The 18,390-nt window shown below is 62.4% G+C and carries 12 protein-coding genes, 1 tRNA gene and 2 pseudogenes; 12 read left to right on the plus strand and 3 right to left on the minus strand.

The window, feature by feature from the left end:
- Nucleotides 1-2: 2 nt before the first annotated feature.
- From gor to rpiA, 3 genes are all read right to left on the minus strand, one after another.
- Nucleotides 3-1,394, minus strand: a complete 1,392-nt coding sequence (gor, locus tag EJ079_RS24255; RefSeq protein WP_127810383.1) for a glutathione-disulfide reductase — start codon at nucleotides 1,392-1,394, stop codon at nucleotides 3-5.
- 116 nt (nucleotides 1,395-1,510) lie between these two features.
- Nucleotides 1,511-2,113: a DUF2059 domain-containing protein gene (locus EJ079_RS24260; protein WP_127318742.1), complete on the minus strand. Its 603-nt coding sequence runs from the start codon at nucleotides 2,111-2,113 to the stop codon at nucleotides 1,511-1,513.
- A complete protein-coding gene (gene rpiA, locus EJ079_RS24265) occupies nucleotides 2,100-2,831 on the minus strand; it encodes a ribose-5-phosphate isomerase RpiA (protein WP_027036598.1) in 732 nt (243 codons plus the stop codon). The genes EJ079_RS24260 and rpiA overlap by 14 nt, the downstream gene beginning before the upstream one ends.
- Before the next feature lie 171 nt (nucleotides 2,832-3,002).
- Here rpiA and EJ079_RS24270 point away from each other — a divergent pair.
- From EJ079_RS24270 to rpoC, 12 genes and pseudogenes are all read left to right on the plus strand, one after another.
- Nucleotides 3,003-3,107, plus strand: a pseudogene (locus tag EJ079_RS24270) (elongation factor Tu); the annotation flags it as partial.
- A 154-nt stretch (nucleotides 3,108-3,261) separates the two neighbouring features.
- Nucleotides 3,262-4,903: pseudogene (locus EJ079_RS24275) on the plus strand (hypothetical protein).
- Between the two features lie 101 nt (nucleotides 4,904-5,004).
- On the plus strand, nucleotides 5,005-5,487 hold the full coding sequence (locus EJ079_RS24280; RefSeq protein ID WP_127810384.1) for a group II truncated hemoglobin: 483 nt from the start codon (nucleotides 5,005-5,007) through the stop codon (nucleotides 5,485-5,487).
- 149 nt (nucleotides 5,488-5,636) lie between these two features.
- Nucleotides 5,637-5,712, plus strand: a tRNA-Trp gene (locus EJ079_RS24285).
- Nucleotides 5,713-6,109: 397 nt separating this feature from the next.
- Nucleotides 6,110-6,313 carry a preprotein translocase subunit SecE gene (secE, locus tag EJ079_RS24290; RefSeq protein ID WP_013531408.1) on the plus strand — a complete coding sequence of 68 codons (204 nt, stop codon included), beginning with the start codon at nucleotides 6,110-6,112 and terminating at the stop codon, nucleotides 6,311-6,313.
- Between the two features lie 27 nt (nucleotides 6,314-6,340).
- Entirely contained in the window at nucleotides 6,341-6,868 is a 528-nt protein-coding gene (nusG, locus tag EJ079_RS24295) for a transcription termination/antitermination protein NusG (protein ID WP_013531409.1), read from the plus strand.
- Nucleotides 6,869-7,027: 159 nt separating this feature from the next.
- Nucleotides 7,028-7,456, plus strand: coding sequence for a 50S ribosomal protein L11 (rplK, locus tag EJ079_RS24300; RefSeq protein ID WP_013531410.1), 429 nt, complete (start codon nucleotides 7,028-7,030; stop codon nucleotides 7,454-7,456).
- A gap of 4 nt (nucleotides 7,457-7,460) precedes the next feature.
- Nucleotides 7,461-8,159 (plus strand): 50S ribosomal protein L1, encoded by a 699-nt coding sequence (gene rplA, locus EJ079_RS24305; protein ID WP_013531411.1) that lies wholly within the window; start codon nucleotides 7,461-7,463, stop codon nucleotides 8,157-8,159.
- 395 nt (nucleotides 8,160-8,554) lie between these two features.
- A complete protein-coding gene (gene rplJ / locus EJ079_RS24310) occupies nucleotides 8,555-9,073 on the plus strand; it encodes a 50S ribosomal protein L10 (protein ID WP_013531412.1) in 519 nt (172 codons plus the stop codon).
- Nucleotides 9,074-9,127: 54 nt separating this feature from the next.
- A complete protein-coding gene (rplL, locus tag EJ079_RS24315) occupies nucleotides 9,128-9,505 on the plus strand; it encodes a 50S ribosomal protein L7/L12 (RefSeq protein WP_023762907.1) in 378 nt (125 codons plus the stop codon).
- A 251-nt stretch (nucleotides 9,506-9,756) separates the two neighbouring features.
- Nucleotides 9,757-13,893 (plus strand): DNA-directed RNA polymerase subunit beta, encoded by a 4,137-nt coding sequence (rpoB, locus tag EJ079_RS24320; protein ID WP_127295769.1) that lies wholly within the window; start codon nucleotides 9,757-9,759, stop codon nucleotides 13,891-13,893.
- A gap of 147 nt (nucleotides 13,894-14,040) precedes the next feature.
- A complete protein-coding gene (gene rpoC, locus EJ079_RS24325) occupies nucleotides 14,041-18,237 on the plus strand; it encodes a DNA-directed RNA polymerase subunit beta' (RefSeq protein WP_013531415.1) in 4,197 nt (1,398 codons plus the stop codon).
- The last annotated feature ends 153 nt before the right edge of the window (nucleotides 18,238-18,390 follow it).

Raw genomic sequence — 18,390 nt, forward strand, 5'->3', positions numbered from 1 at the left:
CGTCAATCGACGCGCGCGCCGTCCTTCACGCGATAGGTCGGCTTGTACATGGTGACCAGTTCTTCCGCCGCTGTCGGATGCACGGCCATCGTACGGTCGAAATCGTCCTTGGTGAGGCCGGCCTTCAGCGGGATGCCGAGCAGCTGCGCCATCTCGCCGGCGTCCGGCCCCAATATGTGGGCGCCAAGCACTTTCTTCGACGCGCCATCGACCACCAGCTTTATCAGCATCTTCTCGTCGCGCCCGGACAGCGTGTGCCGCATCGGCCGGAATGTCGCGCGGTAAATCTCGATGTCGGGGAAGCGCTTGACGGCGTCGTCCTCCGACAATCCGACAGTGCCGATCTCCGGCTGTGAAAAGACAGCGGTCGCGATCGTCTCGTGATCGGGCGCGGTCGGATTTCCCTTGAAGGCGGTTTCGATGAAGCACATCGCCTCATGGATCGCCACCGGCGTCAGCTGCACGCGGTTGGTGACGTCGCCGATCGCCCAGACGTTGTCGATGTTGGTGCGGGAATATTGGTCGACGGCGATGGCGCCGGTCTTGGTCATCTCCAGTCCGATGCCTTCCAGGCCCATATTCTCGGTGTTGGGAATGCGGCCGATGGCCAGCATCACCTGGTCGACGGTCAGCACCTCGCCGCCGCTGACGAGCGCGTCGAGCCGGCCGTCCGGCCGCTTGCGGATCCATTCGGACACGGAATGGCAGAGGATCCTTATCCCCTTTTTTTCCATCGTCTCGTGCAGCATGCGCCGCAGGTCCATGTCGAACCGGCTCAGGATCTCCTTGCCGCGATAGACCAGCGTGGTGTCGACGCCGAGACCGTGAAAGATGTTGGCGAACTCGACGGCGATATAACCGCCGCCCTCGATCATGATCGCCTTGGGCAATTCCGTGAGGTCGAAAGCCTCGTTGGAAAAGATGCAATGTTCATGGCCGGGCAGCGCCGGATGCGCCGCCGGGCGGCCGCCGGTGGCGATCAGGATCTGGTCTGCCGTGATGGTGCGATCCTCACCCAGAAGATGCACGACATGCGGATCGACGATCATGGCGCGCGAGTGGAAGGTCTCGCCGCCGGCGCCCTCGACGTTCCTGACGTAGATGGCCTCCAGCCGGCTGATCTCGCGATCCTTGTTGGCGACCAGCGTCTGCCAGTCGAAACTGGCTTCCGGCACCGTCCAGCCATAGCCGGCGGCGTCGGCGAAATGCTCGGGAAATTGCGAGGCATAGACATAGAGCTTTTTTGGCACGCAGCCGCGGATGACGCAGGTGCCGCCATAGCGATATTCCTCGGCGATGCCGACTCGCTTGCCGAGAGCCGCGGCGACACGCGCCGCCCTTACCCCGCCCGAACCGCCGCCGATGACGAAAAGATCGTAGTCGTAACCAGCCATGACGCGGCTCCCAGGCTTCAGAAATGTGTCAGACAGGTAGGCCGCAAACCGTCAAAAGAAAAGCCCGGACAGGCCGGGCTTCGCGGGAGGCCGCAAGGCCATTTGAAAATGCGGGGTCAGTTGTTGTCCGCGGGGGCCGCGCCATCGGCGGGCGCTGCGCCATCGGCCGGAGCGGCGGCTCCGGCGGCGGGCGCGGCAGGTGCAGCCTGCGCCTTTGCCTTGGCGGCTGCGGCCAGCGTTTCGCCGACCTGCTGGGCGAGATCGCGGCCGAGGCCGTTCTGCCAGATGTCGGCTGCCTTGACCAGTTCGCGGGTCACCGTCGGGCCGCTATCGAGCAGCTTCTTGCCCGAATCGGAATTGTAGAAGGCGGCGATGTCGGTCAGTTCCTTTTCGGAGAACACTTTTGCGTAGGCAAGTGCGGCTTCCTTCTCGAGGTCGGCGCGGCGCGAGGCCAGCGCCAGCGCCTTCTCGCTGATCGTCTTGCCGATCAGTTCCTGCATGTCCGGGTTCTTCTGGATCAGCTGCGATTCGAGCGCTGCGGCTGCCTGCGGCAGGATGTTGTCGAACGGGTCGGTCGCGTGGATCGCAGCGACCGCCGCGCGGGCGGCCTTCAGGTGCGATTCCGTGACATCCTGCGAAAACGCCGGCGAAGAAAAGGCGAAAACGGCCGAGGCCGCCAGAAGGACGGAAAGGCTGCGAACCCGGTTATGCAACGTCATGATCGGTAGAACTCCCTGGTTTTCGGGCGGCATGGACGGTTTGGATGCCGTCGCCGCCGGCGATGATGGCCGCTGAAGCCAGCCCGATGAAAAGACCATGCTCGACCACGCCCGGAATGGCGTGCAGAGCATTCGAAAGCGCTCTTGTATCCGGAATGCGGCCAAAAGATGCATCGAGGATAAAATGGCCGCCGTCTGTAACAAAAGCCTGGCCGCCCGTCATCCTCAATGTGACCGGCCCGGAAAGACCGAGCTTTTCAGCCGCTGCGGCAACCGCGATTTCAGTGGCGCGCAGGCCGAACGGATTGACTTCGATCGGCAGCGGAAAACGGCCGAGCGTCTCGACCATCTTGGAGCGGTCGGCGATGACGATCATGCGCTGGGACGCCGCGGCGACGATCTTCTCGCGCAGCAGCGCGCCGCCGCCGCCCTTGACCAGGGTCAGTTCCGGGTCGACTTCGTCGGCGCCGTCGACGGTGAGATCGAGCTCTGGCGTTTCCTCCAGCGTCGACAGCGGCACGCCAAGCTCGCGGCACAGCAACGCGGTGCGCTCCGAAGTCGGCACGCCGATGACGGTCATGCCGGTGGCGACCTTTTCGGCGAGCAGCCGCACGAACTCCTCGGCCGTTGTGCCGGTGCCGATGCCGAGCCGCATGCCGTCACTCACATGGGCAAGTGCTGCCCGCGCGGCTTCGACCTTCAACTGCCTTGCATCCATGTCGGTTATTGCCCCGGAAATTCGCTGCCGGGCTCGTAGCATTTTTGCCGGTCCGGTCAAAGCCCCAGGCGGCGGGTCCCCTAGGCGATGCCATTATAGGAATTATTTCCTTGACCGGTGAGTGCAGCTATGCTACATTTTTGCCCATGGTGCTGATTTGCGCCAACAACCGTCGAGCTGATCGTGCCGATCGCCATGGAAGAGAAGCTGCGCTTCGCTATCCGTGAAGGCGGCCGCACCGTCGGTGCCGGCATCGTCGTCACCATCAAGGAATAATCGAGCCCGGCATTCGCCGGATCGACAAGAAAAGGGCGGTCTTCGGGCCGCCCTTTTCTTTTGCGGGGCTATCGGTTGCGGCCCAGTCGGCCGAACCCTGTTGCAAGGCTCCGGGCCTCGACTAGTATAGGTTGCATCGAGGGGCTTTTTTCAAATGGTTCCAAGGCGGTTTTTCCATCGTCGGGCATTGTGGCCGCTGGCTCTGACCTGGCTGCTCGCATTGCTTGCCGCAGGCCCGGCAGCCTTTGCGGCGGATGCGGCGCCGGATCTTGGGCCGACGATGCGGTTCGGCATCGTTCGCAGCAACGCACCGGGGTGCGAGCCGATCTGCCCGGAATGGATATCGGCCGAGGGCTCGATAGAAGCCGGCACGCCGGCACTCTTCAAACGCATGCTGAAGACGCTTGGCGGCCGGAAACTGCCTGTTGTCGTCGATTCTCCCGGCGGCAATGTCGAGGCGGCGCTGACGCTTGGCCGGCTGATCCGCAAGAACAAGTTCGATATCGCCATCGGCAAGACGGTGTTTTCCAGCTGCCAGCCCGGTGCGAAGGGGTGCCAGGACCGTGACGCCCGCTACTTCGGCGATGTCATCGACTATGGCGCCATGTGCAATTCCGCCTGCCCTCTGATGTTTGCCGGCGGTATCAGGCGGGTGGCCGGCGAATGGGCCTATCTCGGCGTCCATCAGATCACCACGACCTACATTCGTACGAAATTGCAATACCGGACCACCTATCGCGTCGTGGGGGGCAAGAAGAAGATCCTCAACACAAAGATCGTCAGCCGCAAGAACGCCGGCAGCTACAAGACCTACGAGATGAGCAAGGCGGTTGAGAAAAAGCTGGCGGCCTACCTGAAACAGATGGGCATCGAACAAAGCATGCTCGAAACGATGAAGGGCACCCCGGCCAGCGAAATCCACCAGATCGCCCTCGACGACATGCTGGCGATGAAGCTGGTCACCAGCACGGACGCTGTGGGCCTGTTGACAGCGGCAAGCCTGTGCGAGCCCGGCCGCCTGGCCGCGAATTGCCGGGAGGTGCCGGGCAACAAGCCTGATGGCCTGACGGCGACCGCGGCCAAGCCAACGCCGCCGGCGATCGAACCCGAGGCGGCGCGGCGCGATGAAGACATGCGCTTCGTCGTCGTTCGCGGCACCAATCCACTCTGCAATCCAGACTGCCCGGAATGGATTTCGGCGGAAGGTGCGATCACCCCCCCGGACCCCGCAGAAGCTGCGCCAGCTGCTCGCCATGCTCGGCAAACGGCAACTGCCTGTCGTGATCAGTTCGAGGGGAGGCGACCTGCTCAGCGCCCTGGCGGCAGGACGGCTTATCCATGAAAAGAAGCTCGACGTCGCCGTTGGCCGCACCGATTTCGTCGGCTGTGACCCAGGAGCGTGGAATTGCCTGGCCAAAGAGGGCGCCTATGCCGGGCTGAGCATCGATGCCGGCGTGGAGTGCGATTCGGCCTGCGCGCTGATGCTTGCCGGCGGCATCAGGCGGTTTGTCGGTCCCCAGGCGCGGCTTAGCCTTTACCCGATGGGGCAAAAGCAGATGGTCAAGGCCTATCTCGAGGAGATGGCGATCGGTCCCGCCCTGTTCGCGGCGATCGAGCGGCGCTCGGTCGAGCGCCGGCTGGAACCCGGCATGATGCTGAAGGTCGGCCTGACGACCGGCCTGCAATCGGTCGACGCGCTGACCGGTGCCACCATTTGCGAGGCGGTGCCAAGACCCGAGAATTGCCGGATCCGGCCTTCCGCCAATGCCGAGGCTGATGCGCCGGCCAAATTGTAGACCGCGGCGAAGTCACGAACTGGCCATCGAGGCAGGTTGAGACACTTCCGATTGTTCCGCTATCGTCGCTGCTGGCGGCGCCAGGCAGCGGAGGATCGAGAATGAGCCAGGATATCCCGACACTCTACGAATGGGCCGGCGGCAGCGAGGCCCTGAACCGGCTGACCCAGACTTTCTACGACAAGGTGGCGCAGGATTCGATCGTCGGGCCGGTGTTCAAGACCATGTCGCCGGATCACCCCGCCCACGTCGCGGCCTTCATCGGCGAGGTTTTCGGCGGACCGAAAACCTACAGCGAGCAGTTCGGCGGCCACCGCGAGATGGTCATGCACCATCTGGGCAAGCATCTGAGCGAGGAGCAGCGCCGCCGCTGGATCAGCCTCCTGGCCGATGCAGCCGACGCGGTCGGCCTGCCCGACGATCCGGAATTCCGTTCGGCCTTCATGGGCTATGTCGAATGGGGATCGCGTCTGGCCAAGATGAACTCCAATCTCGGCGAGACCTGCGATCCGCAGACGGAACCGATGCCGGCCTGGGGCTGGGGCGTGCCGGGCGGCCCCTATCGGCCACCGGGTACGAAGTAGCTTCGGCTGCTATGTCGTTGCGAACGGACTGGTTGTCAGCCATCCCGATTTCTGGCGCAGGGGATTAAGGCGCGTTTGCTTGCAAACCGCTCTTTACAGAGCGTGCGGAAGCTTTTAGGAAGCGCCTTCTGCGCCGACATGCGCACGATACGGGCATAGCTCAGTTGGTAGAGCGGCGGTCTCCAAAACCGCAGGTCGTAGGTTCGAGCCCTGCTGCCCGTGCCATTTCCTGGAATGGCATTCAACGCAATGTTTCGCCATTTCGAAATGGCGTTTCAAAGCGATATTTCCATGGTCTGGCCTTTGAAAATCGGCGACCCGCTTGCCATATAGGGTCGATTGGGGCATAAGAGCGCCATAGCCGGGACGGAACGACTGGATGGTTCCGAGGCGGTGTTTGGTCATAAAGCGGAGACTTGCCACTTGCGTGGATCAAGAATCGGTTTTATGTAGACGAAACAGACACGCGACGCGTGGAGCTGGGAAACCGGCTTTACGCGTCTGATTTGCATGGGCGAAATGATTGCGCTGATTCGGCGCGAGATTGGGCTCAGGCGGCACGTCCCGGCCAGCGGGATCATCCAGGAGACCCGGCCAACGGGTCTTGAAGACAGAGCGGCATATGGCTTCGAAAACCACAAATCCTTTCGTCTTTCTCCAGCAGGTTCGCGCGGAGACCGCCAAGGTGACTTGGCCGTCGCGACGCGAAACGATGATCTCGACGGTGATGGTTCTGGCCTTCGCAGTGATCGCGATGATCTTTTTCTTCACCGCCGATCAGCTCATGGGCCTTGCGGTCGAACAGATTCTGGGCATCGGACGCTAAGTCCGGCGATTACGGAGAAGTCTTGAAATGACCGCGCGCTGGTACATCGTCCACGCTTATTCGAACTTTGAAAAGAAGGTCGCCGAGGATATCGAGAACAAGGCCAAGCAGAAGGGCCTGTCCGCCGACATCCACCAGATCGTGGTTCCGACCGAGAAGGTCGTCGAAGTTCGCCGCGGCCGCAAGGTCGATGCCGAGCGCAAGTTCTTCCCGGGCTATGTGCTGCTGAAGGCCAATCTGACCGATGCGGTGTTCTCGCTGGTCAAGAACACACCCAAGGTCACCGGGTTCCTGGGCGACTCCAAGCCGGTGCCGATCACCGAGGCGGAAGCCCAGCGCATCCTCAACCAGGTCCAGGAAGGCGTCGAGCGGCCCAAGCCCTCGGTCACGTTCGAGATCGGCGAAGCGATCCGCGTTTCGGATGGTCCCTTCGCGTCGTTCAACGGCTTCGTCCAGGAAGTGGATGAGGAGCGTGCGCGGCTCAAGGTGGAAGTTTCGATCTTCGGGCGCGCCGTGCCCGTCGATCTGGAATTCGGACAGGTCGAAAAGGGCTGATCCGAAATCCCTGACGCCGGTTTGGCGATCAGGGGAGGCGGCGCGGAAGCGCGCGGCCTGAGACGGTGGGAGGCGAGTGCGGCTTTAGCCGGCTGCGCGAACCGCACCACCAGACTGCAACCGCCGGCATGACCGGCATAGACAAAGGCAGGAAAAGAGATGGCTAAGAAAATTGCAGGCCAGCTCAAGCTCCAGGTGAAAGCGGGATCGGCGACGCCGTCTCCCCCGATCGGCCCGGCGCTTGGTCAGCGTGGCATCAACATCATGGAATTCTGCAAGGCGTTCAACGCGCAGACCCAGGAAATGGAAAAGGGATCGCCGGTTCCGGTCGTCATCACCTACTATCAGGACAAGTCCTTCACCTTCGTCATGAAGACGGCGCCGGTGAGCTACTTCCTGAAGAAGGCGGCGAACCTGACGTCCGGTTCCAAGGAGCCGGGCAAGGTCAAGGCCGGTACGGTTTCGCGTGACAAGGTCCGCGAGATTGCCACCGCGAAGATGAAAGACCTGAACGCAAACGACGTCGAAGCGGCCATGCGCATGGTCGAGGGCTCCGCCCGCTCGATGGGTCTGGAAGTGGTGGGCTAAGATCATGGCAAAGATTGCAAAGCGCGTATCGAAGACCCGCGAAGGCATCGATCCCAACAAGGCTTATGCCCTGGGCGATGCGCTGAAGCTGCTCAAGGACCGTTCCTCGGTGAAGTTCGATGAGACCATCGAAGTCGCCATGAACCTCGGCGTCGACCCGCGCCATGCCGACCAGATGGTCCGCGGCGTGGTCAACCTGCCGAACGGCACCGGCCGCTCGGTGCGTGTCGCCGTGTTCGCCCGTGGCGACAAGGCCGACGAAGCGCGCGCCGCCGGCGCCGACATCGTCGGTGCCGAGGATCTGGTCGACATCGTCCAGAAGGGCACGATCGATTTTGATCGCTGCATCGCCACGCCGGACATGATGCCGCTCGTCGGTCGTCTGGGCAAAGTGCTCGGCCCGCGCGGCATGATGCCGAACCCGAAGGTCGGCACCGTCACCACCGACGTTGCCGCCGCCGTCAAGGCATCCAAGGGCGGCGCCGTCGAGTTCCGTGTCGAGAAGGCTGGCATCGTCCATGCCGGCGTCGGCAAGGTCTCGTTCGACGTCAAGGCCCTGGAAGAGAACATCCGCGCCTTCGCCGATGCGGTGACCAAGGCAAAGCCGACTGGCGCCAAGGGCAACTACGTCAAGAAGGTGTCGGTCACCTCGACGATGGGCCCGGGCCTCAAGCTCGACGTCGCGACGCTCAACGCGTCCTGATAAGTTTTGATCGAGATCGGCCGGTAAACGGCTGATCTGCAAAGAATTCCGGGCCTCCGACCTAGTTGGCGGCCCGGTACCGGAAGCCGAGAGGTTTCCGGACATCCTGTCCGAGATTGCAGGCGGCCCAGAAGCCTTAATTCGATTTGGGCCTGCATGAGACGGGTGAAGACCGGACAACGGAGCGATTGCTCCAATGAAAGGTTCGAACCGTGTTTGCCTTTTGTCTGCGCATCGCCGGCTTGACTGTCGATGTGGCGAAAGGGGGCAGGATCCTCGAGCGTCGTTCGGGAGATCCGTTACTGGATGGCCCGGCCGACAAAAGGCAACCCGACGCCTGTCCTCGTCAATGGGATGTTCCCGTTAACAGGATTGGGGTCAACTGGAGATAGGCAGTGGACAGAGCGGAAAAACGCGAACTCGTCACGGGCCTGAACGGTGCGTTCTCGAACGCAGGTTCAGTGGTCGTGGCCCACTACGCCGGTATCACCGTCGCGCAAATGAACGACCTTCGGTCGAAAATGCGCGCCGCCGGTGGCACCGTCAAAGTCGCGAAGAACCGTCTCGCCAAAATCGCTCTTCAGGGCACGGACTCCGCATCGATCATCGAGCTGTTCAAGGGACAGACGCTGATTGCTTATTCGGAGGATCCGATTGCGGCGCCGAAGGTCGCGTCCGATTTCGCCAAGGGAAATGACAAGCTCGTCATTCTCGGCGGCGCAATGGGCACCACCTCGCTCAATGCCGACGGTGTGAAGGCACTCGCCACACTTCCGTCGCTCGATGAGCTGCGCGCCAGGCTGGTTGGCATGATCGCCACGCCGGCAACCCGGATCGCCCAGATCGTCAATGCGCCAGCGGCCTCGGTCGCGCGCGTCATCGGCGCTTACGCCCGGAAGGACGAGGCGGCATGAGGCCGTTCCTCGCTATCACAAACACACGTTCGAACCTTATGAAGGAACACAACAATGGCTGATCTCGCAAAGATCGTAGACGACCTTTCGAAGCTGACCGTCCTCGAGGCGGCCGAGCTGTCGAAGCTTCTGGAAGAAAAGTGGGGCGTTTCCGCCGCTGCTCCGGTGGCTGTTGCCGCCGCTGGCGGTGGTGCGGCCGCTGCTGCTCCGGTCGAGGAAAAGACGGAATTCGACGTCGTCCTCACCGAGGCAGGCGCTCAGAAGATCAACGTCATCAAGGAAGTCCGCGCCATCACCGGTCTTGGCCTCAAGGAAGCCAAGGATCTGGTCGAAGCGGCTCCGAAGCCGGTCAAGGAAGGCGTTTCCAAGGCCGACGCTGACAAGTTCAAGGCCCAGCTGGAAGCAGCCGGCGCCAAGGTCGACCTGAAGTAATCGTGAAAGCGGCGGGCGGCCTCGCGCCGTCCGCCACTCCCTTCGCCCGGAGGGAGCACGCGTAACGCGAGATCTACGAGAACCTCTTTCCTGAGGGCCGAAAACCGGCCCTCAGGAAACGGGTTTTCTCCCGTTCTAGCCGGCCGCCGACAGGCGCCGGGAAAACAGACAGAGGGTTGCCGCCAAGGTGGCCCAGAATGCAAGGCGAGCCGCGGCGAGGCTCGTCCCGAGTTTAGAGCTAAGGAGCGACGATGGCCCAGACCCAGACTTTCAATGGCCGCAGACGCGTACGCAAGTTCTTCGGAAAGATCCCGGAAGTTGCGGAGATGCCGAACCTCATCGAGGTTCAGAAGGCATCCTATGATCAATTCCTGATGGTGGCGGAGCCCAAGGGCGGGCGTCCGGACGAGGGACTGCAGGCTGTTTTCAAGTCGGTTTTCCCGATCTCCGATTTTTCCGGCTCCTCGATGCTGGAGTTCGTGAAGTACGAGTTCGAAGGACCGAAATTTGACGTTGACGAATGCCGTCAGCGCGACCTCACCTATGCCGCGCCGCTGAAGGTGACGCTGCGCCTCATCGTGTTCGATATCGACGAGGATACCGGCGCCAAGTCCATCAAGGACATCAAGGAGCAGGACGTCTACATGGGCGACATGCCGCTCATGACCTTGAACGGCACCTTCATCGTCAACGGCACCGAGCGCGTCATCGTCTCGCAGATGCACCGCTCGCCGGGCGTCTTCTTCGACCATGACAAGGGCAAGTCGCACTCGTCGGGCAAGCTTCTGTTTGCCGCGCGCGTCATCCCCTATCGCGGCTCGTGGCTCGACATCGAGTTCGATTCCAAGGACGTCGTGCACGCCCGCATCGATCGCCGCCGCAAGATTCCGGTGACGTCGCTGCTGATGGCGCTCGGTATGGACGGCGAAGAGATCCTGTCGACCTTCTACAACAAGATCACCTACAAGCGCGCCGGCGACCATTGGCGCATTCCGTTCAACGTCGAGCGTTTCCGCGGCCTCAAGGCCGTCGGCGATCTGGTCGATGCCGATACCGGCGAAGTCGTCGTCGAAGCCGGCAAGAAGATCACCGCCCGCCAGGCGAGGGCGCTTGGCGAAAAGGGTCTGAAGGCGATCAAGGCCACCGACGAGGACCTGCTCGGTAACTATCTGGCCGAGGACATCGTCAACTACGCCACCGGCGAGATCTTCCTCGAGGCCGGCGACGAGATCGACGAGAAGACGCTGAAGGTTCTGCTCGGCACCGGCGAAGACGAGATCAAGGTTCTCGACATCGACCACGTCAATGTCGGCGCCTATATCCGCAACACGCTCAACGTCGACAAGAACGAGAGCCGCCAGGACGCGCTGTTCGACATCTATCGTGTCATGCGCCCCGGCGAGCCGCCGACGCTCGAAACCGCCGAAGCCATGTTCAACTCGCTGTTCTTCGACAGTGAGCGCTACGATCTGTCGGCCGTCGGCCGCGTCAAGATGAACATGCGTCTCGAGCTCAAGGCCGAGGACACCGTGCGCGTGCTGCGCAAGGACGACATCCTGGCCGTGGTCAGGACGCTGGTCGAGCTGCGCGACGGCAAGGGCGAGATCGACGACATCGACAATCTCGGCAACCGCCGCGTGCGTTCGGTCGGCGAGCTGATGGAAAACCAGTACCGCGTCGGCCTGCTGCGCATGGAGCGCGCGATCAAGGAGCGTATGTCCTCGATCGAGATCGACACGGTCATGCCGCAGGACCTGATCAACGCCAAGCCGGCGGCTGCCGCCGTGCGCGAGTTCTTCGGTTCCTCGCAGCTGTCGCAGTTCATGGACCAGACCAACCCGCTGTCGGAGATCACCCACAAGCGCCGCCTCTCGGCGCTTGGACCGGGCGGTCTGACCCGCGAGCGCGCCGGCTTCGAAGTGCGCGACGTGCACCCGACGCATTACGGCCGCATCTGCCCGATCGAGACGCCGGAAGGCCCGAATATCGGTCTGATCAACTCGCTGGCCACCTTCGCACGCGTCAACAAGTACGGCTTCATCGAGAGCCCGTACCGTAAGATCGTCGACGGCAAGCTGACCAATGACGTCGTCTATCTCTCGGCGATGGAAGAGGCCAAGCACCATGTCGCGCAGGCCAACGCCGAGCTCGACAAGAACGGTGGTTTCGTCGACGAATTCGTCATTTGCCGCAGCGCCGGCGAAGTGATGATGGCGCCGCGCGAAAACGTCGATCTGATGGACGTGTCGCCCAAGCAGATGGTGTCGGTGGCCGCGGCCCTGATCCCGTTCCTGGAAAACGACGACGCCAACCGCGCTCTGATGGGCTCGAACATGCAGCGTCAGGCCGTGCCGCTGGTGCGCGCCGAGGCGCCGTTCGTCGGCACCGGCATGGAGCCGATCGTCGCCCGTGACTCGGGTGCCGCCATCGGCGCCCGCCGCGGCGGCATCGTCGACCAGGTGGACGCGACGCGTATCGTTATCCGCGCCACCGAAGATCTCGATCCGGGCAAGTCCGGCGTCGATATCTACCGGCTGATGAAGTTCCAGCGTTCGAACCAGAACACCTGCATCAACCAGCGTCCGCTGGTTCGTATGGGTGACCGGGTCAACAAGGGCGACATCATCGCCGACGGTCCGTCGACCGAGCTCGGTGATCTGGCGCTCGGCCGCAACGTGCTGGTCGCGTTCATGCCGTGGAACGGCTACAACTACGAGGACTCGATCCTCCTGTCCGAACGCATCGTCGCCGATGACGTCTTCACCTCGATCCATATCGAGGAGTTCGAGGTCATGGCGCGCGATACCAAGCTCGGACCGGAGGAAATCACGCGCGATATTCCAAACGTCTCGGAAGAAGCGCTGAAGAACCTCGACGAAGCCGGCATCGTCTATATCGGTGCGGAAGTTCAGCCGGGCGACATCCTGGTCGGCAAGATCACGCCGAAGGGCGAAAGCCCGATGACGCCGGAAGAGAAGCTTCTGCGCGCCATCTTCGGCGAAAAGGCATCCGATGTGCGCGACACCTCGATGCGCATGCCTCCGGGCACCTTCGGCACGGTCGTCGAGGTGCGCGTCTTCAATCGCCACGGTGTGGAGAAGGACGAGCGCGCCATGGCGATCGAGCGCGAGGAGATCGAACGCCTCGCCAAGGACCGCGACGACGAACAGGCCATTCTGGACCGTAACGTCTACGCGCGTCTTTCCGACGTGCTCGTCGGCAAGGAAGCGATCGCCGGACCGAAGGGCTTCAAGAAGGGCTCGACGCTGTCCAAGGATACGCTCGACGAGTATCCGCGTTCGCAGTGGTGGCAGTTTGCCGTGGAGAACGAAAAGCTCCAGAGCGAACTGGAAGCCCTGCGTGGCCAGTACGACGATTCCAAGAAGGCGCTCGAACAGCGTTTCATGGACAAGGTCGAGAAGGTCCAGCGCGGCGACGAAATGCCTCCGGGCGTCATGAAGATGGTCAAGGTCTTCGTGGCCGTGAAGCGCAAGATGCAGCCCGGCGACAAGATGGCCGGCCGTCACGGCAACAAGGGTGTCGTGTCGCGGATCGTTCCGGTCGAGGACATGCCTTTCCTCGAGGACGGCACGCATGCCGATATCGTGCTCAACCCGCTGGGTGTGCCGAGCCGCATGAATGTCGGCCAGATCCTGGAAACGCATCTGGGCTGGGCATGCGCGGGCATGGGCAGGAAGATCGGCGAGCTGATCGACACGTACAAGGCAGCCGGCGACATCAAGCCGCTGCGCAAGACGCTCGAGAGCTTCATCCCGGCCAACGACCGCAACGAGCCGGTTCGTGACTATGACGACGAGAGCATCGTTCGCCTCAGCGAGCAGATGCGCCGCGGCGTCTCGATCGCGACCCCGGTGTTCGACGGCGCGCATGAGGCTGACATCAACATCATGCTGGAGCAGGCGGGCCTGCACACATCAGGTCAGTCGCAGCTCTATGACGGACGCACGGGCGAGCCGTTCGATCGCAAGGTGACGATGGGCTACATCTACATGCTCAAGCTTCACCACCTCGTGGACGACAAGATCCACGCGCGTTCGATCGGTCCGTATTCGCTCGTCACGCAGCAGCCGCTGGGCGGCAAGGCGCAGTTCGGTGGCCAGCGCTTCGGCGAGATGGAGGTCTGGGCACTGGAAGCATACGGCGCCGCCTACACGCTGCAGGAAATGCTGACGGTGAAGTCCGATGACGTCGCCGGTCGTACCAAGGTCTACGAGGCGATCGTGCGTGGCGACGATACCTTCGAGGCCGGCATCCCCGAGAGCTTCAACGTTCTCGTCAAGGAAATGCGGTCTCTCGGCCTCAATGTCGAGCTGGAGAACACCAAGCTCGACGACAACCCTGTCCGGCTGCCCGATGCTGCCGAATAGGGGCGCGGCCGAGTAAACAAGACGTTCGGTCGCGGAAATCGCGACCGAACGCACCAAATTCTTCGGCCGGTGGCCGACACACGACGGCGGGCGTTTGGCCCGCGCTAGATGCAAGGGGTTTTCGAGGACCCCGAAAAGGAGAACGGCATGAACCAAGAGGTCATGAATCTCTTCAATCCGCAGGCGCCTGCGCAGGTGTTCGATTCCATTCGGATATCGCTTGCCAGCCCTGAGAAGATTCTGTCCTGGTCTTTCGGCGAGATCAAGAAGCCGGAGACCATCAACTACCGCACCTTCAAGCCGGAGCGTGACGGTCTGTTCTGCGCGCGCATTTTTGGCCCGATCAAGGACTATGAGTGCCTGTGCGGCAAGTACAAGCGCATGAAGTACAAGGGCGTCATCTGCGAAAAGTGCGGCGTTGAAGTCACGCTGTCGCGCGTTCGCCGCGAGCGCATGGGCCATATCGAGCTGGCGGCACCGGTCGCCCATATCTGGTTCCTGAAGTCGCTGCCGTCGCGCATCGGCACGCTGCTCGACATGACCCTGAAGGACATCGAGCGCGTCCTCTACTTTGAGAACTACATCGTCACCGAACCTGGCCTCACCGCGCTGAAGGAGCACCAGCTGCTCAGCGAGGAAGAGTACATGATCGCCGTCGACGAGTATGGCGAGGATAGTTTCACCGCCATGATCGGCGCCGAGGCCATTCATGACCTCCTGGCCGGCATGGACCTGGAGAAGATCGCCGGCGACCTGCGTTCGGAACTGGCTTCGACCACCTCCGAGCTGAAGCAGAAGAAGTATCTGAAGCGGCTCAAGGTCGTCGAGAACTTCATGGAATCCGGCAACCGCCCGGAATGGATGATCATGAAGGTGGTTCCGGTGATCCCGCCGGACCTGCGTCCGCTGGTTCCTCTGGACGGCGGCCGCTTCGCCACGTCGGATCTGAACGATCTCTATCGCCGCGTCATCAACCGCAACAATCGTCTGAAGCGGCTGATCGAACTGCGGGCGCCGGGCATCATCGTGCGCAATGAAAAGCGCATGCTGCAGGAAGCCGTCGATGCGCTGTTCGACAACGGCCGTCGCGGCCGCGTCATCACCGGCGCTAACAAGCGCCCGCTGAAGTCGCTGTCCGACATGCTCAAGGGCAAGCAGGGCCGGTTCCGTCAGAACCTGCTCGGCAAGCGCGTCGACTATTCCGGCCGCTCGGTCATCGTGACCGGTCCGGAGCTCAAGCTGCATCAGTGCGGCCTGCCCAAGAAGATGGCGCTCGAACTGTTCAAGCCCTTCATCTACGCCCGTCTCGACGCCAAGGGTTACTCCTCGACCGTCAAGCAGGCGAAGAAGCTGGTCGAAAAGGAGCGTCCGGAAGTCTGGGATATCCTCGACGAGGTCATCCGCGAGCATCCGGTGCTGCTGAACCGTGCGCCGACGCTGCACCGTCTCGGCATCCAGGCGTTCGAGCCGATCCTGATCGAAGGCAAGGCGATCCAGCTGCACCCGCTGGTCTGCACGGCCTTCAACGCCGACTTCGACGGCGACCAGATGGCCGTTCACGTGCCGCTGTCGCTGGAAGCGCAGCTTGAAGCCCGCGTGCTGATGATGTCGACCAACAACATCCTGCACCCGGCTTCCGGCGCGCCGATCATCGTGCCGTCGCAGGACATGGTTCTGGGTCTCTATTATCTCTCGATCGTCAACCAGAATGAGCCGGGCGAGGGCATGGTGTTTGCCGACATGGGCGAACTCCAGCACGCGCTCGAGACCAAGGCGGTGACGCTGCACTCCAAGATCAAGGGTCGTTTCCGTACGGTCGACGCCGAAGGCAAGGTCGTGTCGAAGATCCATGACACGACGCCTGGCCGCATGATCATCGGCGAGCTTCTGCCGAAGAACGTCAACGTGCCTTACGAGACCGCCAACCAGGAGATGACCAAGAAGAACATCTCCAAGATGATCGACACCGTCTACCGCCATTGCGGTCAGAAGGAGACGGTCATTTTCTGCGATCGCATCATGGCGCTCGGCTTCAGCCATGCCTGCCGTGCCGGCATTTCCTTCGGCAAGGACGACATGCTGATCCCGGATGCCAAGATCAAGCTGGTCTCCGACACCGAGGCTTTGGCCAAGGAATACGAGCAGCAGTACAATGACGGTCTGATCACGCAGGGCGAGAAGTACAACAAGGTCGTCGACGCCTGGGCCAAGTGCTCGGAAAAGGTCGCCGACGAAATGATGGCCCGCATCAAGGCGGTCGAGTTCGAGGACAATGGCCGTCAAAAGCCGATGAACTCGATCTACATGATGTCGCACTCCGGTGCGCGTGGCTCGCCCACCCAGATGCGCCAGCTTGCCGGCATGCGCGGCCTCATGGCCAAGCCGTCGGGTGAAATCATCGAGACGCCGATCATCTCGAACTTCAAGGAAGGCCTGACCGTGCTCGAGTACTTCAACTCGACCCACGGCGCCCGCAAGGGTCTGGCCGACACCGCCTTGAAGACGGCGAACTCGGGTTACCTCACCCGTCGTCTGGTCGACGTGGCGCAGGATTGCATCGTCAACTCCGTCGACTGCGGCACCGACAAGGGCCTCACCATGCAGCCGATCGTCGATGCCGGTCAGGTCGTCGCTTCGGTCGGCCAGCGCGTGCTGGGCCGTACGTCGCTCGACGACATCACCCATCCGGTGTCGGGCGAGATCCTGGTCAAGGCCGGAACGCTGATGGACGAGCGTGACGTGGAACAGATCGAAAAGGCCGGCGTCCAGTCGGTCCGCATCCGCTCGGCACTGACTTGCGAAGTCAGGGTTGGCGTCTGCGCGGTCTGCTACGGTCGCGATCTGGCCCGCGGCACCCCGGTCAACCAGGGCGAAGCCGTCGGCGTCATCGCGGCGCAGTCGATCGGCGAGCCGGGCACGCAGCTCACCATGCGTACCTTCCACATGGGCGGTACCGCGCAGGTGGTGGACAGCTCGTTCCTTGAAGCCTCGTATGAGGGCAAGGTCGAGATCCGCAACCGCAACGTGGTGCGCAACTCCGACGGCCAGCAGATGGTCATGGGCCGCAACATGGCGGTGCTGATCCTCGACGAAGCCGGCAAGGAGCGCGCCTCGCACCGCCTCACCTATGGTTCGCGCATCTTCGTGGACGATGGTGACAAGGTGAAGCGCGGCCAGCGTATCGCCGAGTGGGATCCCTACACACGTCCGGTCCTCACCGAAATCGAGGGCAGGGTGTCGTACGAGGATCTGGTCGACGGCATTTCCGTTCAGGAAACAGCCGACGAGTCGACCGGCATCACCAAGCGTGAGGTCATCGACTGGCGCTCGACGCCACGCGGCAACGACCTGAAGCCGGCGATTGCGATCCAGGACGCCAAGGGCAAGGTCGGCAAGCTGTCGAAGGGCGGCGACGCCCGCTTCCTGCTCTCGGTCGAGGCCATTCTTTCGGTCGAGCCGGGTTCGCAGGTTCGCCCCGGCGACGTTTTGGCGCGTATTCCGATGGAAAGCGCCAAGACCAAGGACATCACCGGCGGTCTGCCGCGTGTTGCCGAGCTGTTCGAGGCACGTCGTCCGAAGGATCACGCCATCATCGCCGAGATCGACGGCACGATCCGCTTCGGCCGCGACTACAAGAACAAGCGTCGCATCATCATCGAGCCGCATGACTCGACGCTTGAGCCGGTCGAATACCTGATCCCGAAGGGCAAGCCGTTCCATCTCCAGGACGGCGACGTCATCGAGAAGGGCGACTACATCCTCGACGGCAATCCTGCGCCGCACGACATCCTGGCGATCAAGGGCGTGGAGGCACTTGCTTCCTACCTCGTCAACGAGATCCAGGAAGTCTATCGTCTGCAGGGCGTGTCGATCAACGACAAGCACATCGAGGTGATCGTTCGCCAGATGCTGCAGAAGGTCGAGATCACGGTGCAGGGCGACTCGACCTACATTCCAGGCGATCATGTCGACGTGATCGAACTGGAAGAGGTCAACGAGCGTCTGGTCGAGGACGGCAAGAAGCCGGCCGAAGGCCTGCCGGTGCTGCTCGGCATCACCAAGGCATCGCTGCAGACGCCGTCCTTCATCTCGGCCGCCTCCTTCCAGGAGACGACGCGAGTGCTGACGGAGGCCGCGGTTGCCGGCAAGACCGACATGCTGCAGGGCTTGAAGGAAAACGTCATCGTCGGCCGGCTGATCCCGGCCGGTACCGGCGGCACGATGAGCCAGATCCGGCGCATCGCCACCTCGCGCGACGAACTGATCATCGACGAGCGCCGCAAGGCCTCGGGTGCGGAAGTCGCCGAGCCGATGCTGGCCGACATGACAACCGCCGCGCAGTAAGCGCGGCGGCAGGAATCTCAGGCAAAAAAAGGCCGTCGGGGCGACCCGGCGGCCTTTTTTCATTGCGTTGGAGCCGAACTTTGTGGCGGTGGCGAAGTGAGGAGCATCGTCTGGTGCCTTGTTTTGCAGGCTGGCGCCGCCCCTCATCTGCCT

Origin of the sequence: Mesorhizobium sp. M7A.F.Ce.TU.012.03.2.1 (assembly GCF_004006095.1) — a bacterium.
Taxonomy (GTDB): Bacteria; Pseudomonadota; Alphaproteobacteria; order Rhizobiales; family Rhizobiaceae; genus Mesorhizobium.